The organism is Pseudovibrio sp. M1P-2-3 (genome assembly GCF_031501865.1).
In the GTDB taxonomy this organism is placed as follows: Bacteria; Pseudomonadota; Alphaproteobacteria; order Rhizobiales; family Stappiaceae; genus Pseudovibrio; species Pseudovibrio corallicola.
Map to the genome: position 1 here is coordinate 3822666 of NZ_JARRCW010000001.1, position 26752 is coordinate 3849417.

Below are 26752 nucleotides of genomic sequence, written 5' to 3' on the forward strand. Positions count from 1 at the left end.
CAGCAAAGACAAGGCCATTATAGCCGCGCACCCCTATAAGCATCACAGTGCCGCTGGCGAATGGGGTACTCCTCTTAGATTCAGGGCGTTGGGGAGCTGATGCGGTTGGTTTCCTTAACCGGCTCCATGCAGACAAATGTGGAGGTTTGCGCTACAAAAGGCATGGCTGATATCTTTTCCCCCAGTACTCGTCGGTAGCTGGCGATATCCTTGGTGCGTACCTTCAGCAAGTAGTCAAAATCACTCGCAATCATATGGCACTGCTCTATTTCGGGAATGGCCCGAGCAGCACTGTTAAATGCCTCTAGGGATTTTGAGCGGGTGTCACTGAGAGTGACTTGCACAAACGCAATGTGACCCGCCCCGACTTTCACCGGATCAATATCGGCGCGGTAACCCAGAATATAACCGTTACTCTCCAACCGTTTTACTCTCAGTTGGCAAGGTGTCTTGGAAAGTCCCACGTTTCCGGCAAGCTCGGTAATGGTCATGCGGCCATTATTTTGTAAAAGTGCCAGTATCTTTTTATCGAAACTATCCAATTCGTCCATAAAAGAGCCTACTCCTAAAGATTTACCCCAAAAACAATCATATTTGAAAACCAAGTATCTACAAACTGATTTAATTCGGGAAACATGGCTATAAACACTTCGCTAGGATATTGGTATGAACACCTAGAATGAGCCAGAGCATGCAGCCAGATACATCCCTTGACGCCATCCGCCAGACGGTGAGAAACGCCTACACCGCTGATGAAACCACCTCTGTTAACGCGCTGGTATCGTCCATTGCACTTTCCAAAGAGCAGCGTGAGGCCATGAGCGAGCTTGCGGCGGATCTGGTGAGGGACCTGAGGGCCAACACCAAGCCCAGTTTAATGGAGAATTTTTTAGCGCAGTACGGCCTTTCCAACCCCGAAGGTGTTGCCTTGATGTGCCTTGCAGAAGCTTTGCTGCGTGTGCCGGATTCTGAAACCATAGATGCTTTGATTGCTGACAAGATTACCGCCAACCAGTGGAGCCTGCATCTTGGCGGCTCCTCCTCTTCTTTGGTGAATGCGTCCACGTGGGCATTACTGCTCACCGGTAAAGTGCTGGCACAGGAGCACAAAGGCGTGGCAGGCACCGTGCGCTCCATGGTCAAACGTCTTGGCGAACCGGTGGTGCGCACTGCAGTGGCGCAGGCCATGAAGGAGCTAGGTCGCCAGTTCGTTTTGGGCCGCACCATTGAAGAGGCGCAGCAAAACGGGGCAGACAACGAAAGCCAAGGCTTCACCCATTCCTATGACATGCTTGGGGAAGCCGCGCTCACCGGGGAGGACGCCCGCCGCTATCACAAGTCCTACTCTGACGCCATTGCCGCCATTGCCAGCACTATCAAGAGCGCGGACCCGCGTGACAACGCCGGAATTTCCGTCAAGCTCAGCGCTTTGCACCCGCGCTATGAGTACGCCAAGAAAGAGCGAGTGCTAAACGAGCTGGTGCCCGCCACTCTCTCACTCATGCAGCAGGCCAAAGAGGCCCATATGGGCTTTAACATCGACGCGGAAGAAGCCGAGCGCCTTGACCTGTCGCTGGATGTGATTGAGGCACTCATGGCTGACCCGTCCCTTGAAGGCTGGGAGGGCTTTGGCATTGTGGTGCAGGCATTCGGCCCCCGCGCCTTCCATGTGATCGATTGGCTGTATGCCCTTGCCCAAAAGTACGACCGCAAGATCATGATACGGCTGGTGAAAGGGGCCTATTGGGATACGGAGATCAAACGCGCGCAGGTTCTGGGATTGGATGGCTATCCGGTTTTCACCCGCAAACTCAATTCCGACATTGCCTATATGGCATGCGCCCAGAAACTTCTGGGAATGGTCGACCGTATTTACCCCCAGTTTGCTACCCACAATGCCCAGAGCATGGCATCTATTTTAAAAATGGCGACAGCACTTCCCACCTCCTCCTACGAGTTCCAGCGCTTGCACGGCATGGGCGAAGCCCTGCACGAAACCGTTGCCCACCGTTTCAATACCCGCTGCCGTATCTATGCCCCCGTTGGTGCCCACAAGGATCTGCTGGCCTATCTGGTGCGGCGTCTGCTGGAAAACGGGGCAAACAGTTCTTTTGTCAACCAGATCAGAAACGCCGGAGTTGAGCCCGAACAGGTGGCAGGAGACCCGCTTGAAGCCCTTGAGGGGCTCATAGAAGCGGGCAAGCCGGTCTATAACGAAAATATTCCCCTTCCCAAAAACCTCTATGGCACTAAGCGCGCCAACGCCAAGGGCTGGGACCTGAGCGATTACGACCAGCGCACAGCCTACCTTGCGGCGCAGGAGAGATTTAAAACAAAGCGCTGGCAGGCAGCCCCGCTCATTGCCGGTAGAGTGGAAGGCGCTGCCACTCACCAGACCCACAACCCAGCCGTCCCGCAAGACTGCACTGGTCAAGTACAAAACGCCAGTGCAAACGATCTGGAGACTGCACTAAGCGCCGCCGCCACCTCTTCATGGCAGATAACAGCTACAACGGAGCGTGCCGCCGCTCTCAACCGTTTTGCTAACCTTCTGGAGGAAAACAGCGACGAAATTTTCGTGCTGCTCACCCGCGAAGCTGGCAAAACCTACATGGACGCCATTGGCGAGCTGCGCGAGGCAGTTGATTTTGCAAGATTTTATGCGCAAAACATTCTCCAGTTGGAACAAAGCGGGCAGCAAATAACACCACGCGGCGTCAGCGCTTGCATCTCCCCATGGAACTTCCCTCTGGCCATCTTCTGCGGCCAGATTCTCGCGGGTCTTGCTGCGGGTAACCCTGTTCTGGCAAAACCGGCGGAGCAAACCCCTCTTATTGCCCACCTTGCTGTTTCCTTAATGCACAAGGCGGGCATTGCAAGGGATGCGGTGCAGCTTCTCATCGGCCCCGGTTCCGTCATCGGCGCTGCACTAACCTCCGATCCGCGGGTGAAGGCTGTCACCTTCACCGGCTCCACCCCAACGGCGCACCGCATCAACCGCACCATGGCAACGCACCTCAGCCCCTGCGCCCCGCTGATAGCCGAAACGGGCGGGCTCAACGCCATGATTGTGGATTCCACCGCCCTGCCGGAACAGGCCGTTCAGGACATCATTGCCTCCAGCTTCCAAAGCGCGGGCCAGCGCTGCTCGGCCCTGCGTATGCTTTATGTTCAGGAGGATATTTATCCGGCATTCAAACAAATGCTGTTTGGCGCAATGGATGAACTGGAACAGGGTTCCCCGCAGAATTTGAGCGTGGATGTGGGCCCTGTGATTGATGCCGCCTCGCAGCAGAAAATTATGGCCCACTGCAAGCATTGGCAGGACAAGGGCCACTTGCTCAAACAGCTCCCCAAGCCAGAGTACGGAACCTTCGTTCCCCCCACATTGATAGAACTGCGCGGCATTGAAGAGCTGGAAGAGGAAATCTTCGGCCCCGTGCTCCACATTGCCCCTTATAAGGCAAAGGATCTGGATAAAGTCCTTGATGCCATCAATGCCAAGGGGTTCGGCCTTACCTTCGGTCTGCACACACGGGTGGACAAGCGTGTCCAGCATATTGTGGACCGCATTCAGGCGGGCAACATCTATGTAAACCGCAACCAGATCGGTGCCATTGTGGGCTCCCAGCCGTTTGGAGGCGAAGGTATGTCCGGCACGGGCCCCAAGGCAGGCGGCCCGCACTATGTCTCCCGCCTTCTTGCCCCCTCTCCCAATGCGCCTATCACCGGCAACGGAGAGGAAAAACATCTTGGCACGGCATCCCTGCAGTTTGCTTTGGCAGAGCTGGACAGCTCCCAGTGGCAAAGCAGCCACCGCCGCTTCAAGGGCCTTGCCCGCGTCTTCCCAAAATACAAGGGGCAGATCGAGATTTTGAAAGACCAGTGCGCGCAGCAAATGCCCGGACCAACAGGAGAATCCAACCGTCTCACCAACGTCCCGCGCGGCAAGGTCCTGTGTCTTGGGCCCGATAAAACCTCCTTGGAGCAGCAGGCGGTTCTGGCGCTGGCGGGGGGAAATGCAGCGCTTTTAGTGGGCGAGGGCGCGCAGTCAGTCTCCCAAACACTGCAACACCTTGGCGCACCGGCCTCGGGTCTTGAGGGGGCCATTTCCGCCTCGTGCCTGTCTCGCCTCAAAGGGTTTGACGCTGTTGCCTCGTTCTCTACCGACGAGCTGAAAGCCCAGCGCATTGCACTGGCCCAGCGGGAGGGGCCCATTCTGCCGCTCATCTGCGAACAGAACCAGCCCGAACGCTACCAGTTGGAACGGCACCTGTGCGTGGACACAACAGCTGCTGGAGGCAACACCTCCCTTTTGGCCGCATCGGAGGATTCCTAAATCGATAGTTTGTGGTCTGGATACCGGATCGGCGCTACGCCTGTCCGGTATGACCCAAAAAGGTTGCAGGACTTCGTCACTTGCTCCGCCGTCATCCCGGCCTTCATACATGACAACAGATTTTGAAATTTTGCCGATTGGTATAAAAACAAAAAAGGCGAAGGGGGCCTCTCCCTTCGCCTTTTTCCATTGGCTAAAGCGAAACTTCGATAAAGCTCCAGCCAGTGGTTCCTATAAACCCTTTGGTTTTACCTGTTGCATGAGCGGAGCAAACTGCACCCGCTCTGAAGGCTTTAACTTCGGCAGTCTGTCCCATGCGTCCTGCCAGTTAACGGCGGGATCGCCGACCACAACCAGCATCACCATGCCGTGTTTGCCGTGAACGCGGCAGCGGATACCATAGACGCCTTCCACGTCAAAGCTTCTTTCCACTTTAGCCTTACCGCGTATTTCAAAGGCCCTTGCACCTTCCGGCAACATGCCCTTAATGGAGGAAACCGTATGACGACCGGTGGAGCCAACAATCTGAACTGTTTCGCCTTTTTCCAGAAATAGAAGCTTGGGGTCAAAGCGAAAAGCGTCTGCTGGTGTTGAGGCGTTCACATCGATAATCTGACGCACCACTTTAACCTTCGCCTCAGCAACACTTGCCGCGCTGATCACACACAAAACCACCAGCTGGGAGGCAATTAATATCAATTTATTCATAGGGGGGAACGCTCCCAAGTTTTCAAAAGGTCTTCTGGCCCGGGTCGCTCGCGTTTTTTGGGCGCACCCTCGGCTGTTCCAATCACCAGAAAGCACTGGAATATTTCGTTTTCCGCAAGGCCAATAGCCTTCCTGAAGATATCGGTGTGCAACCGGTGCCCACTCACCGCCCGCATACCAAAGCCCTGCTCTTGCGCGGCCAAAATAATGTTCTGCAGTGCCGCCCCGCAGGAGATCAGCTGTTCATCGCGAGTGACGATGGCATGGGGCTCTTGAACTTTGGAAACAACACCAAGCAGACACGGGCCGCTGGCAGCTTTTTCCCGTGCACGTGCCAGCTCTTCCCGGCTGGCATCAGGTTTGAGTTCCAAGGCAGCTGCCTCAAACACACCCGCAAGTCGTGCCCTGCATTCCTTTGGGAAGTGAATAAAACGCCACGGATGCAAGCGGCCATGGTCGGGTGCAGCTGCGGCGGCGCGCATCAAATCATCCAGCTGGTCTTGGTTCGGCCCCGGCTCGTTCAGGCGGCGTGGTGAAACGGAATAGCGGGAGACGATGGCCTCAAGAATGGGTGTGTTTTGACTCTCGTTAGGCATGGGGCACCTCTTTACTGTAAATCTGGGCAAGAGCTGGAACAAGCACCGGCCAGTTTCTCTTATAGCTTTCGTCTTTCAGTCTTTCAGCAAGCGACAGGCCAATGCGCTGATTGATCGCCTCTTCCTCTCCCAAGTAAGTCGCAAGAGATTGCTCGGGGTTCTGGCTGATGAAATCGCATAGGTGCTGTGCAGCTAGCTCTGGCTGCGTTTTGCAAAGCATGCGCATGGAGTGCTGGCGTACCAAAGGAGAGCTATCATTGATCAGCGTTTCCGCCTTCTGCGAAGATTGGCCCAGCGCCATCCATGCGCTCAGGCTTTGCGCGCGAATGGCAGAAACCTCATCTGAAAGGCATTGGCGCACACTGCGAATGAAACGATCTTCCTTTAAGCCGGAAAGGGTCAAGAGACGTAAAGCCTGCAAGCGGATGTTGGCGCTTGTGGAGCCAAGCGAGCGGACCAACAAATCAGAAAGCACCGTGCTTTCCAGCTCGCAGCCGTGAACCTCCATGTTGTGATGAAGGGCTGTCAGCGCCGCTGCAGCAGCTTCCCCGTCATCCACCCCGCCAAGCTCGGCAAGGAAGCTCTGATACCCTTTTTGCTCGCCCAGCAAACGCAGGGCCGTCAGCTGCACTTCCCGATCAAGAGCGCCCTGATCTCCATCCAGCGAGACTTTGCGGCGCGACAAGTTGCGGGTGGCTCGGGCAAGAAGGGCCTGCTCGCGGGCAGAAAGCTCTACCTTTTCCTCTTCCGCTTCGCTCACCATTTCAGCGGCGATTTCTTCATGGCCCAAGATCGCACCAAGGCTGGATGTGGGGCCTGCATCTTCCTCGTTCGGCTCATCGCCTATATCAAGACCAGCGGCTTTCAGTTCTTCACGCTGGTCTTGTGGGTGAATTTCACCGCGCTCCTCATTGGCGTCTTCTTCCATAGCCTCCGGCTTACTGGCGGGAGCGGCAAAGTTCACAATCATTTCAAGAGCTGTTTCGCGCTGCTTTGATGGTACATCCACATCACCCAGCGTACCGCCAAGCACTGCCAAGGCCTTCAAACGCACAGAGCGGAAAGGCGAACTGATCGCTTGTTGCAGCCAGTCCATTGCAAGGGCGTGGCGAGAGCGGGAAAGGCCATCTACAACGGCCCATTGCAAACGTTCCTGCCCGTCTTTGTCTTCACTGGTCGTGGCAAAGGCATCTTTCAATTCGCCTTGCACCAAGTCAGGACAGCGGGCTGCCAAAACGCCCAGCGCTACGGCGCCAACCTCTGAATAATCACTGCGCAGTAGAATATCTAAAATCTTGAAGCTCACATCCTCGCGGGAGGTGCAGATCACCTGATGGTCGAAACGCCCGGCCAAAGCCAATTGTACTTTCTGACTCGGGTCCTTCATCACCCTATCCATCAACTGCCAGTCATCCAGCTTCAAGCGGGAAAGCACACAAACCCGAATGTCTTCGTGCTTGTCCTTCAGCGCTTTCTCATAGAGTTCGATCTCGGTAACTTTTTCAAATAGCCCTTCAAAAGCTGCCAAGCGGATGGAGGGGGCTTCATCCTTAATCGCGGATTTAAGAAGGCCAAGCGCTTCCTCCCCTTCGATATGGCCAAGGGCTTTCACAGTATAAAACCGGCGGCGTCGCTCACCAGATTTCAAGAAGCTTTCCAGAACTGGCAGGGCAGCCACACCCATTTGCGCAAAGGCACGGGTTGCCACATCATCAAGGTCCTGCGCTTCCTCGTCATTCACGGCACTGACTATAGCGGCAATGCCGTCACTGTCTTTCAAAGTTCCAAGAGCACGAATGGCGGCAATTTGAATATCCAGCCATGCATCCCATTCATCCTGATAGAACTGGTCTTCATCCCAAACGATATTTTCACCGCGGCCCACAACGAGCTGACGTAAAACGGGGAGTGCCGCATCCGCCTTCAAGGCTGCAAGCGTAGTGACACAGGCCAGTTTCACATCAGCGCACGGGTCAAATTCAAGGTTTTCAAGCACCGCGGCAATAACTGGCGGGCTGTTGTAGCTGGCAAGGGCGCTGGCGGCATCCACCCGCACATCCTCGTCATCATCCTTCAAGGCCTCCACGAACACCTTGGCACCAACGCTCGATTTCATATCTCGCAGCCCCTGAATGGCCTTCAACCGCAAGACATCGTAATCGCTTCCCGCAAGTTCGCACAGTAGGGTCTCTACGGAAGCTTTGCTTAAACCGCTTTCCAGATTGCCGGCATTTGCCATTTAAAATTCCTGCCATGTTTGGGGTGTTCTAAGAGGGGAACAGGTGCCTCTCCCCCAATTGAGAGGCACCCGCAGTCTGACCGGTTGCCCGGTCAAAAGGCTGGCAAACATGGCATTGGCCAGCCTTATTCTTGTAAGTCCTTAAGCAATGTCACGCGGTGCGAAAGACATTGTGCGGAAGGACTTCTTGTAGGGGGACGGGCCAAGCTTTCGTGTTTTTGCAACGCCCATCTTGTAGTTGTAGTTGCCACTGATCCAGTCCACCACGCGGCCTTCCAGCGCATTTGCAGGCTGCTGCATATGCAGGAAGTCCATGTAAAGAACGCCCTTCTTGATGGCCGGTGTCACCATGGCAACGGCGGTAATGGCCGCTTGGGTCAGCTCGATCTGGCCGTTTTCCATCAATTTGGAGAACTGGAAGTCATCGCCTTCCACACCCAGAATTGTGGCCTTCTGCCCCGGCACACGTTCTGAATAGATCATTACGTAGTCACCGGATTCAATGCCCCGTTCCTTGGCATCCTCAGGATGGATTTCCACCCAGTTTTCAGGCCAGCGCTGCACGATGTAAGGACGGCGGCGATCATCGAAGCCGGATTGCCAGCGCTCGTTGATACGGCCGGATGTGCACCACAGCTCTCCCTCATCCTTATTAGGTTTCAGCCATTCCCAGTAGTCGGAGAACAGGTTCCAAGGAGACTTCTGGATGTTGCACTTACCCGTTTGAGTGTTGAAGTGCGTCAGTTTCTTGCCAATAACATCCGTTCCAGCAGCCCCGTTCTCTGGCAGTTTACGGGTGGTGTCATGCAGGCGTTTGGTCTCGATGATGGTTTTGCCATCATTGCCGATCATGATCGGGCACTGGACACCATTGGTTCCAAACTCACGCACTTTCTGGTGCAGCGTTTTGCCTTCTTTTTTCGCCAAACCTTTCAGAGCAAAGAAGTCCTTGCGGCTGCCGCGTGTGAAGCGCACAGCTTCCTCGGCCACCTCGTTGGAGTTTTGCCAGTCGAAACCGTCAAAGCCCATGCGCTTGGCAAGGTTTGCCACGATCCACCAATCCGGTTTTGCAGAGCCCGGTGCATCATAGAACTTCTGGTAAAGGCGCAGACGCCGTTCCCCGTTGGCCCGAAGGAAGTCTTCCTCCCCCCATGTTGCAGCAGGGAAGATGATATCCGCATAACGATTGCCGATTGGGTCTTGCAGGTAGATATCCTGATTGATCACCACCATGCCGCCGCTGTCCGCACGGGCATTCAGGGAAGCCACGATCTCGTCCTTGTTGAAGGAGCGGATTTGGTGCGGGTTGCGCACTGTCAGCTCTTCAAACTTGTCAGCCAGCTGCTGAGAGCCACACATGGACTGGATCCATGTTGTGCCGATCACATGAGCAAAGCGGGTGTGCCCTGCAATGAGGTAACGGTCCGTATCCATGGCGCGGCGACGACGACCGGGAAGTTTTTCCGGTGACTTGTTGCGAGGGTAGCTCCCCCCCTTCACACCACCACGTTGGTGACCACCAGCACGGCCAATTACCTGACCCGGACGACCACCGGCACCCACGATAATACCAAGAGCGGAAATCGCCTGCGTATTGCCCGTGTTGTTGGACCAGTAGAAGCCCTTCTCGATCATGATGGATGTTTTGGGCCGCTTGCCATCGGCTTTCGGCTTGGCCATCCATTCGGCTGCCGTATAGATCTTCTGCACATCGATCTCGGCAACTGCAGCAGCATTTTCCGGCTTGAACTCGTCTTGAGCAAGAAGCCATTTCTTCCAGTCTTCAAAACCGGCGGTCTGGAACTTGCCCCAAGTGGTGCGCCACTGCCAAGGGGTGTTACGAGAGCCCTGCCCGAAGCCTGAGGAGCTTTCCCACTTGTTGTTGACCCACTTCTGAATCCAGTCGGAATCTTCCCAGCCGTTTTCAACGATCACACGGGCGATGGCATTCACCACCAGCAAATCTGTACCCGGTGTCACGTCGATGTGCAGGCCGCCCATCTTTTCTGCGTGTGCGATACCGGCAGAACGGCGCGGGATCATGTAGATGCCCTTCTGCCCGTTCTGCATACCCTTCATCAACCATTGGGTGTAGAGGATGGTTTTGGTTTCATAAGGGTCGGTACCGCAAACCATGAGCGTTTCGGCATCTCTCCAGTCTTCGTAGGAAGGACCGAAGTTGTCGAAACCCGCATCACGAAAGCCCGGTGTGGAGGTTACATCAGAGGGTGTGTCATGGAATGTGAAGTTGGCCGTGTTGATGTGACGCAGCGCATATTTGGAAATGGCGTAGGTGTTCTCGATATACTGATAGGAGAACGTTTTCACGCCGTATGCATTGGTGCCGTGTTTCTGGATCACATGCTTGCCAACTTCCGCCGCCACATCCAACGCCAGATCCCACGGCACAGGCATAAGCGTGCCATAAATGCGCATGAGCGGGGTTTTCAGCCTGTCCCGTGTCGGGGTCTGCGGATTGTAGACCTTCTGGGCAATACAGCCGCCGCGCAGGGAGCTGTCCCCATCGGTGTTCACGTGTTTTGTGTCCTTGTCAGGAACAATCACCACGTGGTGCGGTTTGTTCTTGTGCATCACTATGTTGTGCTGGTTGGGCGCAACCCAAGAGCCGAGCGGTGCAACAGGGAAGTCTTCGCCAAAGGCGTTTTCTTCTGCCCGCGGGCCACCGTTTTTAGCGGACACCGGCCAGCGATACACCTTGTAGCCGCATGCAACAATGCAGTAATCACAGGCTGTTGAGATAACCTCGGCGCCCTTTGGTGGAAGCGGCACATTGGTTTCTGGAACGTAATAGGGAGTTGCCATGGTTTGGTTCTCCGTTAAGCTACAAGATTGTCGCAGCGGCCATAAATCAGACCGAACACACCGACCGCATAAATATCGTCACCATCCACTTCCAGCAGAACCTGCGGCAGGGACTGATAGGCCTGACCGGAGACCAGAAGGCCGTGGCGAGTCAAATCGTAGGTGGACAGATGCAGTGGACAGGGGCCCAGCACCTTGTGCTCTGGCTTATAGCTTTCATACATGTCGCCGCCCTGATGGGTGCAGGTCATGTTGAAGGCCACAATATCCTTGCCCTTGCCAATACCACCGCCGCTTTCAACGCCGGTTTTCACCAGCAGAGAGGCGGCATAGTCGCCCGTATCAGGATATTCAAACTCAACGGGAACATCCTGTTGCAGCTTGGAAACCTGCCCGATTTTCTTGCGCGGATAGGTGGAAACCAGCGCTGGCACCTGCTCGGCCTTGGCCTTGCCGGTGTTCACTGTAACCATGACAGTGAACGCGGTGGCGCCGGAGGCGAAGAGAAATTCCCTGCGGCTGACGGTACAATTTTTCTTACCGGTCGCCTCGCAGGCACACTTGTGAGTTTTATCAGTAGTCATAGAAACCCCCTATTCCACGTTTGCCGCAGTTGGCAGCGGTGCGTATTCAGGCAAATCAGGCTCTTCCATAAGTATTTCATCACCTGACAGGGATTTGATAAAGTTTACAAGGTCAACTTTCTCCTTAGAAGAAAGACCAAGCGGCTTTATGAGCTTTGTTTTATTTTTTGAAAACTCGTTAGTGCTGCCACCTTGATTGTAAAACTCGACAACATCTTCAAGAGTTTCTAGCATTCCATTGTGCATATACGGCTCGGTGTAAGCGGTATAACGCAGGGATGGAGTGCGGAACTTGCCCTTGTCTGCTTTTTCTTTGGAACGGAAATAAAAGCCCGGATCATCCTTAGTGTGCCGGTACATTTCTTCCGTGACGCCCTTTTGATAAATTTCATAGCGGAAGGTGGCCTGCTTCAAGCCATCGGTTTCCCACTCATCCAGCGGAGGAACGCCGAGGTTGTAGTATTTCTCGTCGGACAGAAGCGGCCCATTGTGACATTCCACGCAGCCGGCTTTTCCACGGAACAAATCCAGCCCACGCTTCTGGCTTGCATCCAAGGCATTTGTGTCACCGCGCATGTAGTCGTCAAACGGGGTGTCTGTTTGAACGATTGTGCGCTCAAATGCAGCGATGGCTTTCCATGCGTTGGAAATCCGTGGCCACTCATCTCCAAAGACGCTTTGAAAGCTTGCCCGATATTCGGGAATGAACGCAAGGCGCGCTTCCATCATATCATCCTCACCGTTCCCGGCAGGTGCGCCCTTGGCCGCAGACTTGGCTTGCGCTTCCAAAGATTTGGAGGAGCCAGCCCAGAACAATTTGCCATAATAAGCGGAGTTCACGATTGTCTGGCTGTTACGCCAGTGAACAGTGCCCGGATAGCCGAAGGAAACCTTGTCTTCCACGTCCCAGCCAACATCTGGCAGGTGACAGGCAGAACACGGCATGGACGGGTTGCCAGCCAAGCGCGGATCAAAAAACAGCTTCTTGCCCAGCTCGATTTTTTCTGGTGTTTGCGGGTTATCCGCTGGAATGGGCGGGGGGCCCAGTGCTTCCAGTGGGGCATCCACATCAGGGTCGCCGCCTTGGATCAGGCTTTCCAGCTGCATGGTTTTGCTTTGGCCAGCTGCCATCACCGGCAGACAAACACCGGAGCCAAGAACCGCGGCAAGGGCTGCGATAGAGGCAACTGTGCCACCTATTTTTGACAGTGCATGTGTCATCATGTGCCTCCTCAGTTCTTCGTTTCACGCCAGTTTTCGATCACCGGATAATCGGTATCAATTTCATCCGCCACGAATTCAGAGCCGGTCAGCGGGTCGCCGGAAAGGCTTGTCAGGAAGGCCACAAGGTTCTTCTGCTCATCATCAGAAAGGCCCAATGGCTTCAAGGCGGGGTCTTTGTTGGGGTCTTCACCGCCGCCAGCGTTGTAAAAGGCCACCACATCTTCCAGCGTCTTCAACATGCCGTTGTGCATGTAAGGGGCCGTATAGGTCAGCTCGCGCAGGGTCGGGGTGATGAAGGTGCCAATGGTGGATTTGTCACTTTCGTGTCCGCGCACATAAGCGCCCACATCGCGGCGGATGTTCATGTAGTTCTCAACGCCCATAAACTTGGCAAAGGTCACATAAGTAATGTGGCGCAGAGGGTCAGCAAAGATTTCAGGGTTTTCTGGGGTGCCTACATTGTGCGGCATATCATCTGAGAAGCGATCACCGCTGTGGCAACTCACGCAGCCCGCTTTGCCCGTAAACAGCTCATATCCCGCCTTGGCAGACTTGCTCATGCTGCCTGTGTCGAACGGTGCACCTCTGGATGTGAGGGTCTTTAGATATTCCGGAATAGCCTTGCGCACGCTGCCGTTGGAAGGCTCGCCGTAACCGGCCTCGCTAAACATCTTTACATAAACAGGGTCCTGCTTGATGCGCTCCTGCATCAACCGCATATCCATGTTCATGATGTAGGTCTCGGTGATGGATTCGCGGGTCACATCATTGAGGTTTGTTCCAAGGCGGCCGTCATGGAACCAGCTGGCCTTATGCGCTGTGTTGATCAATGTTGGCACATTGCGAAAGCCTTCAGAGCCCGCATAAGCACTGGAGAGGGCCTTACCGTCGGTATATCCCTTTTCAGGAATATGACAGCTTGAGCAGGCCAGCTCATTGTCACCGGAAAGTCGGCTATCAAAGAACAAACGCTTGCCCAGCGCCGCCTTTTTGGCGTCGACTTCAATTTTAGGAACAGGTCCGGGCTCACCTGCCGTTGCCACTGTGGTTACAGATGCAGCCGTTAATGCTGCAAGAGAAACCGCAGAGACTATGCCGAGCCGCAATCTGGTTTTGCTGGCCATCGAATTTCTTCCTCTGACTATAGAGCCGGCGATCATGCGCCGATCAAACACCAGAGAAATCTAGGCGGCCTATGTGAAGCAGATTTTTCGAAGAACGGCCTGTCCCGTAACAAGTGGTTTTAAAATGTAAAGAGTTGTAACAGGGGGAGCTAAAGGTCCGAGTTCAAACGCCCTGCTGTTTTTATGAGGCGGTCATAACCTAAGATAAATGAAGGAACGGAGTTATCAAAATTCAATACAGAATATCGACTATATAACTCGTTATATAGCAAGTCGATAACCTGAAGCTCTACTTGATCGAAACCACTACGAACTTTTTCATCGTTTTCTGGTAAGCTTCCTAAGTCAGGTGAAAATTTTACAAGCCCAGTATAGTGATCTCGATAGTCTCCGTCTTTAAGCAAACTTCCGTATCGCCTTGCTAATCTTTTTCTATCTCCATCGCTTCTTTCTTTTTCCAATGGGGCCAACGGGTTTGGTTGTATTGATAAGTTGTCAATAAGTTCGATATTCCTTACATGTGCGATAAGACGTGGAAGAATAAATGAGCCAACTATAGGCTGTTGCCCAAGCCACGTATCACTGATCGCCTGCAATATAGGAAAAATACGACTTACTTCTCTGATATTTGATCCAAGTAAATCTAGTACATAACCGATAAATCGGCTTTTCTCAGCATATGGCCAAGAAATAGCTTTAATCGGATAGTGATTCAGCTCTTTTTTTACGAACTTTTCCAGTTCTGGCTCTTCAAACGTATAAGTCTGATCAAAGAAGCGCTGAAGATAGATTTTGCTATCAAAATTCCCGCCGTAAACCGCATTTATGGAGTGGCACAGCTGCTCGGTATTTGTCGCCAGCACAAAGACCACATCAGGAATAGAGAACAGGTGCTTGACCCGCTCCAACAGCTCAATTGCGTAAGTGGGGCGGCAACGGTCCAGCTCATCAATAAGAACAAACAGAGGCGGCTTCGATCCCTCTTTAAGTTCGCAGTTGAGCAAATTTCCCACACTGTTCTTGAAGGCTGTGACGGTCTGCTTCTTGGCATCATGTTCTTTGAAAAGACTATCGGCCAGCTTTGCAAGCTCAGCTTGAGCAGCTTTCTTAAACTCCTTGCCTCCCGCATCTTTAGAAGCCCCCGCCTCACTCTTAGAGTTTTCTAGTGTACCCTCATCCGCTTCGGCCTCTCCCGTAAACAGCTCGGTAATATTTTCAACGGCTTCGCCTGTATATTTTTTAAGTTGGGTTTTCGCCGTTGATTTGGCGATGGACAGCAACGCACCACCCGCAGCCTTAAAGGTACTTAGCGCCTTCTTCTTAGCCGCTTCATTCAGTGAAATATTTTCCTGAAGCACCCCATGAATTGCCGACATGTATGGATGCCTTAGTCAATGCGAGAGTTACTCAGACGTAAAAACCATGGGATCAAGTGCGCACGTGTATCAGGCCTTTTTGCAAGATTTTGTCCTCGCGGGCCGTTATGGATAAGCGCCGATCAGGTCCAATATCATAACCACGAGCTCAAAGCTCCGTGTCGCAAACTGGTTTTCCTGATCCGATCTTAGTGATCCTGGGTCCTTAACTGTCAGATGTCCCTTGCAATCCCTCCCGGCTTACCGACGAAACAAGCCACGTTCACACAGCCATGCTTGCCGGATCTCGATAGGTTTCTCCCTTTGTTATCATTGCCCATACTGTTCGCGCCATTTTATTTGCCAGCGCCACAGCGGCCACCAGAGGAGCTTTTCTTGCCAGCAAGGCCTCAAGCCACGGATGCCGGGGCGCGCCTTTTTTGCGGGCCCACCAAATAACTGTTGTCGCGCCAATAATCAGCAGCCTGCGAATATCACGCTGGCCGGCTTTAGACGTCTTCCCAAGCCGCGTTTTGCCCCCCGTTGAGTGCTGCTTGGGAACCAGGCCCAGCCAAGCGGCGAAATCCCGCCCGCGCTTGAACGTGGCCATTGCGGGGGCAAAAGCCTCTATCGCTATCGCGGTGATTGGGCCGAGCCCGGGAATGGTTTGCAGAATTTTTGCCGTACCACTGTTTCTGGCCAATGTCTGAAGTTTTTTCTCAAGCACCTTAATCTTTTGCGTATGCTCGCCAATCTGTTCAAAGTACAACCTCGCCATTTCATGAACAATCTCAGGAAGATGTCCCCCATCCGCTTCAAGACGCTGCCTCAGCTTCTCAACATGGACCGCGCCATGAGGGACGACCAGTCCATGTTCGGCCAAATGCGCCCGCAGCGCGTTAATCATTTGGGTTCGCTGGCGCACCAGAATCTCACGGGTGCGGAACACCATCGAACGGGCCTGTTGAAGTTCGCTTTTGACCTCCACAAAGCGCATGGTGGGACGGGCGGCGGCTTCGGCAATGGCAAAAGCATCGTTGGCGTCGTTTTTCTGGCGCTTAACAAAGGGTTTGACGTAAATCGGCGCAATCAAGCGAACCTCGTGCCCCAGCTTTCCCACCTCTCTTCCCCAATAATGGGAACTCGCACAAGCCTCCATTGCGACAAGACAAGTTGGCAGCTTACCCAAAGCCTTCAAAAAACCCGCACGAGAAACCTTCTTTGAAAACACGACATGTCCGTCTGCAGCGGCTCCATGCAGTTGAAAAACGTTCTTTGATAAATCAACTCCAACAACGGCAAGGTTCTTCATGGTTGCGTCCCTCTTTTTCCAAAAGCTACACTCTGCTCAGTATTGCAGAAATGCGCCGGGAGAGGCATCCATTCCATCATAACCGCGATCATGGGATCATCCGAGTGGTCATCCTCCCAAGCATTAATGGAGACAACAAGATGGCCTGAGCTTTCCAAGTGCCTATGAAAGCGCTCCATAAAAAAGGTTTTCCCAAATCCCCAACCCGCGTTGATATTAAGCACATACCCACGCTTTTCAGAGTTCACCCGCTCCGCTTGGCTAAGCAGAAAATTGGTCAAAAACTCCGCTTCTTCCTGCCTGCATTCAAGAAGATCACCTTCCCAAATATCACTAAAAGTGTCTGGCTTTTCCGAAACGAGCTTATCCATAGATTCACCTAAAATTGATTGATTAAAACATCCAAATTCTAACGCGATTTATACCGCATAGGCAAACCACAGGTAGCAATATCCCCTTCCCTTCCGGATTCCGGATCTGCGCTCCGCTTGCCCGGAATGACGGTGCAAAGAAGTTGGAGGTCCGCGTTTTGAGCCGATACCAACTCAACTTACTCCGGCGTCATTCCGGCCTCCGAGCCGGAATCCAGTCTCTTAAACCTATCTGTTCTCTAAGAAATTACCTAGATTTACGCGCACCAGAAAGATTAATAGACCGTAACAAAGTTGGGATGATCAATCAGGCGTTGCTTTACCTGAGGTGCCTCTGACTTTAGGTGGGATACCTTGGTGTTTCCAATCAAGCTCCTCTATCAGGTGAGCTTCAAACCCCAAAAACAATATTTACCTCGACACTCGCTTGGAAAACTCTATGCGCTTAAAGCTAGTTCTCTCCCTTTTCTCCCTTGTTCTCCTTTCCGCTTGCGGCAGCATTGGCTCTGGGAATGTTCAGCAAATGGGAGAGGAAACACTCGGTTCCTATAAAGTTAACTGGATGATCATTCCGGAAATGAAGCCTGTTCCGAAGGACAGACTCACCCCACTGCTGTTTTCGTTTTACTACGCAAAGCCCTATGCCGGTGCGAAGATCACAGAAGAGGATTGGGAACGGGAGGCAGCACACCTCAAATTGGACCTCGCTTTTGTTAAAAAATACATTCACACCGGACAAGTTTACAAAACGCGAGCGGGCCGGCTTGCAAGTTGCACCTATGATGCAATCGAAAAAGGCTTCTGTGGCCCTAAACTGAAACTGTCAGTGAGTGAGCGGGCAAAACTGGCGCAAAAGATATTGGCCAATAACTCTAAATGCAATTGGGTAAGTTTGGACAGGACCTATAATATAAGAATGGCAAACGCATTTGGCGCACACAATGCAACTTTGCACGTTCGCGCCGACTGTAAATAGGCATCACATCACAAGCAAGCGTCCCCTGCTCTGACACTTTCTAACCCCCGGATCAGCGCTTCGCTTGTCCGGGGTTGTGTTTACCGCCCGAGGTTATCAAGGTTCCAGCGCTATTTCAAAGTAACACAACTGGTATATTTCGTTACACAATTATATTGGACTTCGATAAGACCATAAAATAGCCTGTCCCAAATTTGGTTAGCTTTGTGTCACCTCATGCACGGATCGGTGGCAAAGTTATGGATCGGGACACTGTTATGGACAAAAATTCACCACGCCTTTCAGGCATCACCAGAAGCCTTCACTGGATTGTAGGGCTCACCATGATGGCCCTTTTCGCCGTAGGATATTACATTGACTTTAGCGGAGACAAGTCCTTGATCTCTTTGCACAAGGCAGTGGGTTCCGTTATCCTTATGTTTGCTATTGCACGTATTTTGTGGCGAGTGGCCGAGGGTTGGCCCAGTTCACTTCCCACCCACAACAGCTTGGAAAAGCTTCTTTCCCGCGTTGTGAAATGGGTTTTGATCTCCGGTAGCCTGCTGATGCCGCTTTCCGGCGTTTTGGGAAGTATCGCTGGCGGGCGTGGCTGGTCGTTGCTGGGTCTCACCATTGTACCAAGCAACGGAACTGGCCGCGATGCAGTGGCTCTGAGCTCCGAAGCTGCTCAATTCTTAGGTGGTATGCATTCCGTTGTTGCCTACATTGTTGTGGCAGCCCTTGCTTTGCACATCGTCGGCGCATTCAAGCACCATATCATCGACAAGGATGACACCTTAAAACGTATGGGCGTCTAACGATAGAACGCGCTAGAGTTCAGGTGGAGAGCCCCCTCTCCACCTTTTTTAAAGAGCACAATCACCCCATCATCAGGCTGTGTGCACCTGCACCACTTTAAAAGAAAACTCCAAAATACTGTGGAATAAGATAATATATTTCCAACCAACCTCACTTTCGCGCAAGATTTACGTCATAGACGCTCCGGTGACTTTAACTGGAAAGAGACTTTATGCGTATTCCATTTGTAAAAGCAGCACTTATCACAGCTGTTGCCACTCTCGGCTCTCTCACATCCGCTCAAGCACTTGAGCTTGGCAGCGTCAAAGGCGTTTTCACAAACACTGAAGGTTTTGTGAAAAGCTTCGGCTTTTGTGGAGATGGAACGGGCGCAGTTGGTGAAGATGGTTTCATGACCAACAGAACCTACACTGTCAAAGACAATCTGGTACACGTAAATTCAAATGGCGCTTTCGTTTTCGAACTGAAAGAAGATGGCTCTGCCCTTTTGCCTGCCGATGACTTCACGCGCCAATGGGCCCACGCGGAGCCTTATGTCTTGGACGAGAAAACAACCATCAACTGCAACTAGAAGATCACGCACGCAAAGCACCCTGTGGCGCAGTCATTAGGGTGCTTTTCCTTAGACGGATATTGGCCCAAGCTACTCAGCCCTAAAGCAGCACTTCCACCAGTTCGCGCAGTTGAGCCATCTGGTCCGCCTCACACGTGCTCTCACCGCACACTCGGCCAATAGCAACGTGCAATAGGAAAGCCCGCAGGGCACTGCCCAAAATACATGGATCAGCCGATCTGATGACGTCTCTGCGCTGCCCCAGCTCAACCCACGCGGTCAAAAGCTTTTGCTGGCGCACAACAACTGTATCAAACAGGTCTGCCCGATCACTTCTTTTCCATCCCGCTTCATCAATGAACAAGCGCAGGAAGTGCGGCTGCTTTTCAAAGTAATTCAAGAACTTCGAAATAACGGTGATGATCTCTTCTTGCACATCACTGTCAGGTTCCACCGCTAAAGCTCTGGCCTCCAGCTCGTCCAAGCGTTCATTGAGATCTCTAAGGCCAATTTCCGCCAGCAGACCAAGCTTGTCAGAAAAGTGCGCGAAGATTGTCCCCTTGGAGACGTTTGCACTCTCCGCAATAGATTCCGTACTCACATTGTCAAAGTCGTCTGCTTCAAACATGGAGGTGGCCGCCTCCAGAATTCGCTCTCTGGTTTTCTGGGCGCGTTTTTGTGTGGCCTGTAACATCGCATTCCTTTTAATTCACTAAAGTGACTATGGTCAAAAAATTAATTGACTGCGGTCATTTTTCAATCTAACAAAATGACCGCAGTCAATTTTGAGGTTGAAATAATGAAAAAAATATTCGTTCTATCCGCTCACATGGGTGAAGGCCGGTTTGGTCAGGCACTGGCACAGGCTTATGTTGACGCCGCCAGAAAACACGGCGCTGACGTGCGGGTGATGCATGTGAAAGATATGGTGTTTGAGCCAAATCTTGTAACAGGCGATTTCTCTTCGAAGGCACCGCTGGAAGAGGATATCTTGCAGTTTCAGGAGAATTTGAAGTGGTGCGATCACTGGACCAGCGTCTACCCACTATGGTGGGGCGGAATGCCGGGGAAGATGAAGTCACTTCTCGATAGATCCCTGCTTCCCGGCTTTGCTTTCAGTTTCGATGGAAACACGGAAGTCCCTACCCAGCATCTGAAAGGGCGCTCCGCCCGTATCCTGCTCACCGCAGATACCGCACAAGAATTCTTTGAAGGCCCTTATGACTCTGCCCATCATAAGGTCATGAAAAATCAGATTTTGGACTACATCGGTTTTGAGCAAAACGATTTCAATCTGTTCTCCCCAGTGGTCAGCTCCAGCGATGACCAAAGAGCCCAGTGGCTTGAAAAAGCGAGCACCCTTGGCGTACTTGATACGAAACAAATTGCTCACGCAGATTGAAGCTCGGCCAGCAGGTATTGTAAGCGGCTGCAATACCTGCTGGCTGTACACTTATGCCGCCGTTTTGCGCGCATCCAGTGAGAGCCGTAGAACGCGGGATAGTTCTGCTACTTCCACCGGCTTATCAAGGTGGAATACGTTTTCCAGATCCCCGCGCGCTTCTGCCTCTGCCCGATATGCACTGCACAGCACAACGGGTAGAGAGGGGCGAACTTTGCGCAGGGCTTCAATCAACTCCGGTCCGCTCATTTCCGGCATCATAAAATCTACAAATAATCCCGCGTATTTGTCGGGTGCGGCTTTGAAAGCGGCCTTTGCCAGCAATGGATCACTATAGGCCTCCACCTGATAGCCGAGGCGTTGCAAAATCCGCCGGATCACCGAGAGCACATCCTCTTCATCATCCACCAGCAAAATGCTTTCGCGTCCGGTGGCAATGGCTTTCTCCGCCGGGCGTTCCACACTGGCATTTTGCAGCTCGGGAAACTCTAGCTCAAATACGGTTCCAGCTCCCGGTGCTGTGTTCAGCGTCACTGTGCCATTCAGGTCTTCCACCGAGTTGCGCACCACAGCAAGGCCCAGCCCCGTTCCTTTGCCCACCGGTTTGGTGGAGAAAAACGGATCAAAAACCTTGGACGCAACATGCTCGGACATGCCCGGCCCATCGTCACACACCTGCAAACGCAGGTCGGACTTACCTTTGTGCTCATTGGAAGACACACGCGCCAGATGAATGGTAATTTTGCCCGCTTCACCACTGAACGCCTCTGCCGCGTTGCGAGCCAGATTCAAAACAATCTGGTGCAGCACAGTCGGGTCTGCATCAATAAGCCCGTCCTTACAGTCGCTGGTCATAGTGAGGCGAACATTGGACGGAATGGAGGCACGCAACAAGGCCAAAATGCCTTCCACTTCATCATTCAGGTTCAGGCTGCGCGTGCGCGTTGGTTGTTTTCTGGCAAAGGTGAGCAACTGACGAATAAGCCCCTGTGCCCGTTTGGAGGCAATCTCCACATGACCAAGGGACTCGTCAATTTCCTCTTGAGGGTCTCCGTCTTCCAATCCCATGCGGGCCAGCTGGATATTTCCCATAATCGTCATCAAAACATTGTTGAAATCATGGGCCACACCGCCAGCTAATAAAGCAACCGCTTCCATTTTCTGAGCGCGGGCAATTTGTTCACGGGCCAGTTTTTTTTCGGTGACATCCTCACCAATACCGATGTAGTTGATCACCTGCCCTTCTTCATCCAGAAGCGGAAGAATGGAGGTTGCGACCCAGTAAAGATCACCGTTTTTCTTCTTGTTTTGGAAAACGCCACTCCAGTCCTTGCCATCACGCAGGCTCCGCCAAATTTCGGCATAAGTGTCGTCTGGAGTATGGCCGGATTTCAACAGCCGCGGAGTATTCCCACAGGCCTCTTCCTTACTATAACCGGTCAGCTCAACGAACTTGCGGTTCACATATGCAATGCAGCCTTTTACATCGGTGATGAAAATTGTTGTCGGGCTTTGTTCAACGGCCCGCGCTAGCCGCTTTTCCGCATCCTGGGCCCTTTTGCGTTCTCCCAACTCACGCTTGAGCCGTTCTGTTGCAGCAAGCGCGCTGGAAACAAGCGTATGCATCAGCACCATCAGCACAAATGCGGCGACCACCAACACCACTAAGATAAAGGAAACAGTGCGAACCAGAGACTCCCCTTCACTAATGGCGGAAACAATGCCCTGTAGATTGCTGTTGCGCCTCTCCCGCCAGTTATGTTCAAGAGCGGTTAAAGCAGAAAAGGCCGCACTGTCATCCACACGCACCAGCCGATCAGTTTCCTCAGCACTCAAACCTTCGCGAATACTATGTTCAATCACGGGAATTTTCAGCGCATAGGCCTGCGCTACCAATTTGATCTGGGCAATAGCTTCCTTTTCAAGCGCATTCGTCTGGTCAGCGCCGTAGTAATTCAGCGTGCGCATGACACCTTTGTAACTGCTCTCAAAACCCTTCCGGTACACACCGTCCTGCCGCAGCACGTAGTTTTTGAAGTTATGGATCATGCCGCCATAGCCAAAGTGGCCATAAAGCTCGCTGATCAAAACGCCCTTGTGCTCAGTCTCCACCGTGTAGGCAAGCCAGCTTTCCTTCATCTCGCTGAATTTCTTGGTGGTTTCATGCCCCAAATACAGCGCGGCAACAACAATGGCCACAAGAAGAAGTGCACTGGAAATGCCAATCCCGCGAGCCTTCAAGCTCCAGTTCATTACCCGTTCTTTCTGTTTCAAGTAACACCCTCTCTGCGCAGGGCTACATCCGCAGCAAGTCAGCTTGACCAGCATCCGCCCTTCATGACCCACCTGCTATCAGGTGGATTTGATCCAAATCAAGGTTTGATAGTATTTTAACCCTAGGGTGTTTGTGCTAAACGCACCCAACCACATTTTGGCGGCACGCCATTTTTCTCGTTTAAATTGGTTCATTGGAAGGCAGCAGGCGCATGGGGCAGGATCATATTCTAATTGTGGATGATGACCCGCAAATCACCTCATATCTGGAGCGCTATCTGGTCAAGCAGAACTATATAGTTTCCTGCGCTGCCAGTGCTTCGGAAATGGATCGTATCCTGCAAAAGAACAAGGTGGACCTGTGCATTCTCGACATCGGCCTGCCGGATAAAGACGGGTTTGAAGTCACAAGGGATATTCGCGCAAAATCCAATCTGCCTATTGTAGTGCTCAGCGGACGGGACGACCCGTTTGACCGCGTTGTGGGGCTGGAATTTGGCGCAGATGATTACATGGCCAAGCCCTTTGAAGCGCGAGAACTGCTTGCCCGCATCAAATCGGTGCTGCGCCGGTGCAAGGTGGAGCCTCTGGTGGAGAAAGAAACCACCGAAACCGTTCCCTTACTTCAATTTGGCAATTGGCTTCTGAATACGCGGGACAGGACCTTGCGCGAGCAAGATACCTCCCATGACATGCCCATCACCACAACCGAGTTCGACCTGCTTTACACTATGGTCAAACATCCGCACACAGTTCTCAACCGCAACCAGTTACTGGACAATGCCCGCGGACGCGAGGCTTACCCCGGCGATCGGACCATTGATGTGCATGTGATGCGCCTGCGCAAAAAAATCGAGCCGGACCCGTCCAACCCTATCTACATCAAAACCATCCACGGCATCGGCTATTGCTTCACCGCCAATGTAACGAGAACCTTACAAACCCCGACGGGCGAACAGGCTGCGATCAACGCAGCTTGAGTGAACAGTAAAAATTGCCAGAGTACGCGAGGCAAAAACTATCTTTCCGCCCATTCATTCTGCACGGTTTCGGGTACAAAGAGCTATGAGAAAACAGTATCACTCCCGAAAAATTGGAGCGGACCTCTACGTATGGGATGTTCATCAACTGGTCCGCAAATCAAAAAATCTCAGGGCTTTCCATCTGCCCTTGAGCGAAATCACCGAACTTGATGAAAACTGGTGGTATGACGATGGAAAGTCTTTGCCAACACCGCGCGCTATTGCTGCTCACATAGCTCTTGTTGCGCAGACGGATCTCAAGCACCCGATCATCCTATGTCAGAACGGACGGCTGATGGATGGCATGCACAGGGCTGTGAAGGCTCTCACACAACAAAGAAGCACCATCCTTGCCATCCGGTTCCCTCACACACCAGAGCCAGACTATATCAATGTAAATCTGGAGAACCTACCCTACCCCGACGAGGACGTATAACCGCTAGTATTGCTTCAGCGGAGAAACTGAGCCATTCCAACGCTCTTGGGCGCCGTTTCCTTAAACCCGTAACGCTCATAAAACGTGTTGGCGGGCACATCGGCCATCAAGCTCACATAGGCAGGCCGATGAGGGATTTCACTCAAATATTCCATCAAAGCATCCATGATTTGCTTGCCGAGACCCTTTCCCTGATGTTCAGGTTCCACAGCGATATCAACCACCTGAAAAAAGCAGCCACCATCTCCCACAATACGCCCCATGCCAATGACCTGATCACGATGGAAAACCGATACAGCAAACAGCGTTCCCTTCAATCCAAGTTCAGCAGCTTTTTCCCCAAACGCACTCAAGCCAGCGTTTTGGCGAATACGCAAATAATCTTCAACATTTGGCACTTGAGCTAGAAGGCGATATTCATCTATTTCCTGCAGCATAATGGTAATCCGTTTTCAGATAAAAAAGCCGCCTTCCACAGAATGAAAAGCGGCTCATGAGCTATCATGCTCAAAAGAAAAAGGATAGATCTACAGCTCTTTCGGGCTCGGACCGTATCTGTTTTCTCCCTCAGTTCCAGGAACGAGCAGAATTGCAAGGCTAAAAAGCCATCCGACATAAGGAATAAGCGTTATTAAAACAGTCCAGCCGCTCCAGCCAAAATCACGAACCCTTTGAGTTTGAACGGCAATGCTAGACACAGCTATAGCAAATAAAATCACAAATAGGGGAAGAAATACTACAACAAAAAAGATGCCTCCAGTATCAACCAGACTTTCAAACATCACCCCCAAGCCGCCCAACAACATTCCCCCTACAAACACGACAAAAAGGGGCACAATCAGAATAGCAAGAGAGTACAGGAAATAACTCATCCTGTTTCTGCGGCCAGAAAACGAAAACATATCTTCAAAAATTGGTTTGCCCATAATTCCCCTGAAATTGCTATTCATAAATTCAGCGTGACTGACTAACAGCTATTTCCAAGGTTTCAATCAAATTTTAAAATATTTAAATATCTCGGTGTTGAAAATCACGTTACAGCTTTACAGCGTACCTTCGAAAAGTAGATACCGAGTTTTAGATAAAGATACTCGTAGACAAAGAGTTAAAGCAGTGAAGTCTTTCTATAAACCGCACACTGCTTCAAGCCACAAACCTCATGACAGTTACATCCAAACGTCTTTCCAACCACTTCTGGAATCCATCTAGAACCGGAGCCATATAGGGTTGGCACCGGTGCCGCTCATGGGCAGCTTTGTCCTTCCAATGTTCGTAGCAAAATAGCTTTCCATCTTCCTCATGGACCATAAAACGCAGGCATCCCACCTCCGCCCGCGTTTGCTCCAAAACACCCAATATTGCCGCTTTGGCCTCCTCGAAGCATTCCGGTTTAACCGGAAGAGTTACAAAGAGAACGAAACTATGATCCATGATAAACTCTGAAATTTTGCTAGGAAAAACAGGACGCGTTTTAGATTAGAGGCAGGGACCCATCTTTGAAGCCTACCAAACCAGTTCCGCGCGCTCATTTTATCAACAAAACGCAGCATTCAACAGATAAAGCGTAAATATTTCCAACAAAATACTTATTAAAAAATGTCTTATAGAACCACTTCAACCTAAGATTCATTAAAGGTGGAATACATCTCTCCTACGTCATTTCGCTATGTTAAATTTTATTAATAATCTTTATAGAACCCCCTTCGATTACGCCTCCCAGCCATACCACTGGATTTTGCGTTTCATCAGCCACACTGAGCCTTTTTGAAAATTCAAAAGGAGTACCTGTCTGGCCAATGAAACTTGGAGGCAGTTTATTCCTTGGGGGACACACAGTTGAATTTTAAAAAAGCGATTATCGCGGTCACCGCGATGCTGTTGCTGGCAGGCTGCGCCAGAACGATTAAGCTCCAACCTGAAACAGAAAGCCTTCTTTATGGCCGCCAGCTGGCGATAGCGTCCAACACGCAAAAAAATTATCGGCTGGTTAAAAATAGTACACCAACAGTCGTCACCTCGCCGAACCCAATTGCTGGCCTTGCGGCAACACTCGTGGTTGCGGCCATTGATCACGGTGTTAAAAAAGCATCAGGCGCTTATGATCGGGTCCTGAACGCTCCAGAGCCCACCATTGACCCAAGTAAGACAACCGCTAAGTACGTCAGCGGGCACCTTGTCTCCAACTACAAGATGCGGCGCGCAAGGCCGATCAAAGGCGCTTCCTTAAACAACATCGACACAAAAAAACGAGCTAAGGCACTCACCAACAACGCCAAAACCGCTGGCTATAATGGCCTCATTCTCGATGTTTTAACAGTCGACAACCAAGGCTTAATGGTAGGTAGCAACCTAGCCATCGGCGGTCTTCAAATCAAACAATCGTATGAAGCAAGAGTTAGCCTAATTGACGCAAAGACCGGTGATATCCTTGCCTCAAAAACATGCATACAGGGCACCAAGAGACCAGATTCAAACATTAAACGTTTTGAAGAAGGCGGCGTAAAATACGCGAACAGAATGCTCAACAACCTCGCCGACCAATGCGCCCAAAGCGTCATTAAGTGGGCACTTTAACTCTTTAAATCATAAAAACCGCCGGTGCAAACTTACACCGGC

General features: G+C 51.9%; 24 protein-coding genes. 8 read left to right on the top strand and 16 right to left on the bottom strand.

Features of this window, described 5'->3' with window-relative positions:
* Positions 1–80: 80 nt before the first annotated feature.
* Complete coding sequence (locus P6574_RS16785) at positions 81–551, bottom strand: Lrp/AsnC family transcriptional regulator (protein ID WP_310621405.1); 471 nt, start codon at positions 549–551, stop codon at positions 81–83.
* Positions 552–679: 128 nt separating this feature from the next.
* On the opposite strand from P6574_RS16785, the gene putA reads away from it, so the two are divergent.
* Positions 680–4339: a bifunctional proline dehydrogenase/L-glutamate gamma-semialdehyde dehydrogenase PutA gene (gene putA / locus P6574_RS16790; protein WP_310621406.1), complete on the top strand. Its 3660-nt coding sequence runs from the start codon at positions 680–682 to the stop codon at positions 4337–4339.
* A gap of 231 nt (positions 4340–4570) precedes the next feature.
* Here the strand turns inward: putA and P6574_RS16795 are convergent, their stop codons facing one another.
* The 10 genes from P6574_RS16795 to P6574_RS16840 all read right to left on the bottom strand — a co-directional run bounded on the left by P6574_RS16795 (position 4571) and on the right by P6574_RS16840 (position 16675).
* A complete protein-coding gene (locus P6574_RS16795; RefSeq protein ID WP_310621407.1) occupies positions 4571–5047 on the bottom strand; it encodes a plastocyanin/azurin family copper-binding protein in 477 nt (158 codons plus the stop codon).
* Positions 5044–5643, bottom strand: a complete 600-nt coding sequence (locus P6574_RS16800; protein ID WP_310621408.1) for a nitroreductase family protein — start codon at positions 5641–5643, stop codon at positions 5044–5046. The genes P6574_RS16795 and P6574_RS16800 overlap by 4 nt, the downstream gene beginning before the upstream one ends.
* Positions 5636–7882 (bottom strand): HEAT repeat domain-containing protein, encoded by a 2247-nt coding sequence (locus P6574_RS16805; protein WP_310621409.1) that lies wholly within the window; start codon positions 7880–7882, stop codon positions 5636–5638. The genes P6574_RS16800 and P6574_RS16805 overlap by 8 nt, the downstream gene beginning before the upstream one ends.
* A gap of 141 nt (positions 7883–8023) precedes the next feature.
* Entirely contained in the window at positions 8024–10705 is a 2682-nt protein-coding gene (locus tag P6574_RS16810; protein ID WP_310621410.1) for an arsenate reductase (azurin) large subunit, read from the bottom strand.
* Positions 10706–10719: 14 nt separating this feature from the next.
* A complete protein-coding gene (locus tag P6574_RS16815; RefSeq protein ID WP_310621411.1) occupies positions 10720–11289 on the bottom strand; it encodes an arsenate reductase (azurin) small subunit in 570 nt (189 codons plus the stop codon).
* 9 nt (positions 11290–11298) lie between these two features.
* Positions 11299–12510, bottom strand: coding sequence for a cytochrome-c peroxidase (locus P6574_RS16820; protein WP_310621412.1), 1212 nt, complete (start codon positions 12508–12510; stop codon positions 11299–11301).
* A gap of 11 nt (positions 12511–12521) precedes the next feature.
* The gene (locus tag P6574_RS16825) at positions 12522–13637 is read right to left on the bottom strand and encodes a cytochrome-c peroxidase (RefSeq protein ID WP_310621413.1); all 1116 of its coding nucleotides are present in this window, start codon (positions 13635–13637) and stop codon (positions 12522–12524) included.
* Between the two features lie 149 nt (positions 13638–13786).
* Positions 13787–15013 carry a KAP family P-loop NTPase fold protein gene (locus tag P6574_RS16830; RefSeq protein ID WP_310621414.1) on the bottom strand — a complete coding sequence of 409 codons (1227 nt, stop codon included), beginning with the start codon at positions 15011–15013 and terminating at the stop codon, positions 13787–13789.
* A gap of 262 nt (positions 15014–15275) precedes the next feature.
* On the bottom strand, positions 15276–16304 hold the full coding sequence (locus P6574_RS16835; RefSeq protein WP_310619544.1) for an IS110 family RNA-guided transposase: 1029 nt from the start codon (positions 16302–16304) through the stop codon (positions 15276–15278).
* Positions 16301–16675, bottom strand: a complete 375-nt coding sequence (locus P6574_RS16840) for a P-loop NTPase fold protein (protein WP_310621415.1) — start codon at positions 16673–16675, stop codon at positions 16301–16303. The genes P6574_RS16835 and P6574_RS16840 overlap by 4 nt, the downstream gene beginning before the upstream one ends.
* A gap of 439 nt (positions 16676–17114) precedes the next feature.
* Here P6574_RS16840 and P6574_RS16845 point away from each other — a divergent pair, with 439 nt between their 5' ends.
* From P6574_RS16845 to P6574_RS16855, 3 genes are all read left to right on the top strand, one after another.
* Positions 17115–17651 carry a hypothetical protein gene (locus P6574_RS16845; protein WP_310621416.1) on the top strand — a complete coding sequence of 179 codons (537 nt, stop codon included), beginning with the start codon at positions 17115–17117 and terminating at the stop codon, positions 17649–17651.
* Positions 17652–17908: 257 nt separating this feature from the next.
* Positions 17909–18448, top strand: a complete 540-nt coding sequence (locus P6574_RS16850) for a cytochrome b (protein ID WP_310621417.1) — start codon at positions 17909–17911, stop codon at positions 18446–18448.
* Positions 18449–18660: 212 nt separating this feature from the next.
* Positions 18661–19020 (top strand): hypothetical protein, encoded by a 360-nt coding sequence (locus tag P6574_RS16855; protein ID WP_310621418.1) that lies wholly within the window; start codon positions 18661–18663, stop codon positions 19018–19020.
* Positions 19021–19102: 82 nt separating this feature from the next.
* Here the strand turns inward: P6574_RS16855 and P6574_RS16860 are convergent, their stop codons facing one another.
* On the bottom strand, positions 19103–19696 hold the full coding sequence (locus P6574_RS16860) for a TetR/AcrR family transcriptional regulator (RefSeq protein WP_310621419.1): 594 nt from the start codon (positions 19694–19696) through the stop codon (positions 19103–19105).
* A 105-nt stretch (positions 19697–19801) separates the two neighbouring features.
* Here P6574_RS16860 and P6574_RS16865 point away from each other — a divergent pair, with 105 nt between their 5' ends.
* A complete protein-coding gene (locus tag P6574_RS16865; RefSeq protein ID WP_310621420.1) occupies positions 19802–20404 on the top strand; it encodes an NAD(P)H-dependent oxidoreductase in 603 nt (200 codons plus the stop codon).
* 51 nt (positions 20405–20455) lie between these two features.
* Here P6574_RS16865 and P6574_RS16870 read toward each other — a convergent pair whose 3' ends face one another.
* Entirely contained in the window at positions 20456–22657 is a 2202-nt protein-coding gene (locus P6574_RS16870; protein ID WP_310621421.1) for a hybrid sensor histidine kinase/response regulator, read from the bottom strand.
* A 233-nt stretch (positions 22658–22890) separates the two neighbouring features.
* Between P6574_RS16870 and P6574_RS16875 the strand changes: the two genes are divergently transcribed.
* Positions 22891–23658 carry a response regulator gene (locus P6574_RS16875; RefSeq protein ID WP_310621422.1) on the top strand — a complete coding sequence of 256 codons (768 nt, stop codon included), beginning with the start codon at positions 22891–22893 and terminating at the stop codon, positions 23656–23658.
* A gap of 85 nt (positions 23659–23743) precedes the next feature.
* On the top strand, positions 23744–24136 hold the full coding sequence (locus tag P6574_RS16880; RefSeq protein ID WP_310621423.1) for a hypothetical protein: 393 nt from the start codon (positions 23744–23746) through the stop codon (positions 24134–24136).
* Positions 24137–24150: 14 nt separating this feature from the next.
* Here P6574_RS16880 and P6574_RS16885 read toward each other — a convergent pair whose 3' ends face one another.
* The 3 genes from P6574_RS16885 to P6574_RS16895 all read right to left on the bottom strand — a co-directional run bounded on the left by P6574_RS16885 (position 24151) and on the right by P6574_RS16895 (position 25567).
* Positions 24151–24573 (bottom strand): GNAT family N-acetyltransferase, encoded by a 423-nt coding sequence (locus P6574_RS16885; RefSeq protein ID WP_310621424.1) that lies wholly within the window; start codon positions 24571–24573, stop codon positions 24151–24153.
* A gap of 90 nt (positions 24574–24663) precedes the next feature.
* Positions 24664–25062 carry a DUF805 domain-containing protein gene (locus P6574_RS16890; RefSeq protein WP_310621425.1) on the bottom strand — a complete coding sequence of 133 codons (399 nt, stop codon included), beginning with the start codon at positions 25060–25062 and terminating at the stop codon, positions 24664–24666.
* Between the two features lie 217 nt (positions 25063–25279).
* Positions 25280–25567 (bottom strand): putative quinol monooxygenase, encoded by a 288-nt coding sequence (locus P6574_RS16895; RefSeq protein WP_310621426.1) that lies wholly within the window; start codon positions 25565–25567, stop codon positions 25280–25282.
* Between the two features lie 405 nt (positions 25568–25972).
* Between P6574_RS16895 and P6574_RS16900 the strand changes: the two genes are divergently transcribed.
* Positions 25973–26710 (top strand): hypothetical protein, encoded by a 738-nt coding sequence (locus P6574_RS16900; protein ID WP_310621427.1) that lies wholly within the window; start codon positions 25973–25975, stop codon positions 26708–26710.
* Positions 26711–26752: the final 42 nt, after the last annotated feature.

What these genes read in the sequence shown, in the direction of transcription:
- P6574_RS16890 (WP_310621425.1), bottom strand. Translation starts at nt 25,062, where the DNA reads ATGGGCAAACCAATTTTTGAAGATATGTTTTCGTTTTCTGGCCGCAGA.
- P6574_RS16815 (WP_310621411.1), bottom strand. Translation starts at nt 11,289, where the DNA reads ATGACTACTGATAAAACTCACAAGTGTGCCTGCGAGGCGACCGGTAAG.
- P6574_RS16785 (WP_310621405.1), bottom strand. Translation starts at nt 551, where the DNA reads ATGGACGAATTGGATAGTTTCGATAAAAAGATACTGGCACTTTTACAA.
- P6574_RS16850 (WP_310621417.1), top strand. Translation starts at nt 17,909, where the DNA reads ATGGACAAAAATTCACCACGCCTTTCAGGCATCACCAGAAGCCTTCAC.
- P6574_RS16825 (WP_310621413.1), bottom strand. Translation starts at nt 13,637, where the DNA reads ATGGCCAGCAAAACCAGATTGCGGCTCGGCATAGTCTCTGCGGTTTCT.
- putA (WP_310621406.1), top strand. Translation starts at nt 680, where the DNA reads ATGAGCCAGAGCATGCAGCCAGATACATCCCTTGACGCCATCCGCCAG.
- P6574_RS16860 (WP_310621419.1), bottom strand. Translation starts at nt 19,696, where the DNA reads ATGTTACAGGCCACACAAAAACGCGCCCAGAAAACCAGAGAGCGAATT.
- P6574_RS16795 (WP_310621407.1), bottom strand. Translation starts at nt 5,047, where the DNA reads ATGAATAAATTGATATTAATTGCCTCCCAGCTGGTGGTTTTGTGTGTG.
- P6574_RS16880 (WP_310621423.1), top strand. Translation starts at nt 23,744, where the DNA reads ATGAGAAAACAGTATCACTCCCGAAAAATTGGAGCGGACCTCTACGTA.
- P6574_RS16865 (WP_310621420.1), top strand. Translation starts at nt 19,802, where the DNA reads ATGAAAAAAATATTCGTTCTATCCGCTCACATGGGTGAAGGCCGGTTT.
- P6574_RS16820 (WP_310621412.1), bottom strand. Translation starts at nt 12,510, where the DNA reads ATGACACATGCACTGTCAAAAATAGGTGGCACAGTTGCCTCTATCGCA.
- P6574_RS16805 (WP_310621409.1), bottom strand. Translation starts at nt 7,882, where the DNA reads ATGGCAAATGCCGGCAATCTGGAAAGCGGTTTAAGCAAAGCTTCCGTA.
- P6574_RS16870 (WP_310621421.1), bottom strand. Translation starts at nt 22,657, where the DNA reads ATGAACTGGAGCTTGAAGGCTCGCGGGATTGGCATTTCCAGTGCACTT.
- P6574_RS16875 (WP_310621422.1), top strand. Translation starts at nt 22,891, where the DNA reads ATGGGGCAGGATCATATTCTAATTGTGGATGATGACCCGCAAATCACC.
- P6574_RS16800 (WP_310621408.1), bottom strand. Translation starts at nt 5,643, where the DNA reads ATGCCTAACGAGAGTCAAAACACACCCATTCTTGAGGCCATCGTCTCC.
- P6574_RS16835 (WP_310619544.1), bottom strand. Translation starts at nt 16,304, where the DNA reads ATGAAGAACCTTGCCGTTGTTGGAGTTGATTTATCAAAGAACGTTTTT.
- P6574_RS16830 (WP_310621414.1), bottom strand. Translation starts at nt 15,013, where the DNA reads ATGTCGGCAATTCATGGGGTGCTTCAGGAAAATATTTCACTGAATGAA.
- P6574_RS16810 (WP_310621410.1), bottom strand. Translation starts at nt 10,705, where the DNA reads ATGGCAACTCCCTATTACGTTCCAGAAACCAATGTGCCGCTTCCACCA.
- P6574_RS16855 (WP_310621418.1), top strand. Translation starts at nt 18,661, where the DNA reads ATGCGTATTCCATTTGTAAAAGCAGCACTTATCACAGCTGTTGCCACT.
- P6574_RS16895 (WP_310621426.1), bottom strand. Translation starts at nt 25,567, where the DNA reads ATGGATCATAGTTTCGTTCTCTTTGTAACTCTTCCGGTTAAACCGGAA.
- P6574_RS16885 (WP_310621424.1), bottom strand. Translation starts at nt 24,573, where the DNA reads ATGCTGCAGGAAATAGATGAATATCGCCTTCTAGCTCAAGTGCCAAAT.
- P6574_RS16845 (WP_310621416.1), top strand. Translation starts at nt 17,115, where the DNA reads ATGCGCTTAAAGCTAGTTCTCTCCCTTTTCTCCCTTGTTCTCCTTTCC.
- P6574_RS16840 (WP_310621415.1), bottom strand. Translation starts at nt 16,675, where the DNA reads ATGGATAAGCTCGTTTCGGAAAAGCCAGACACTTTTAGTGATATTTGG.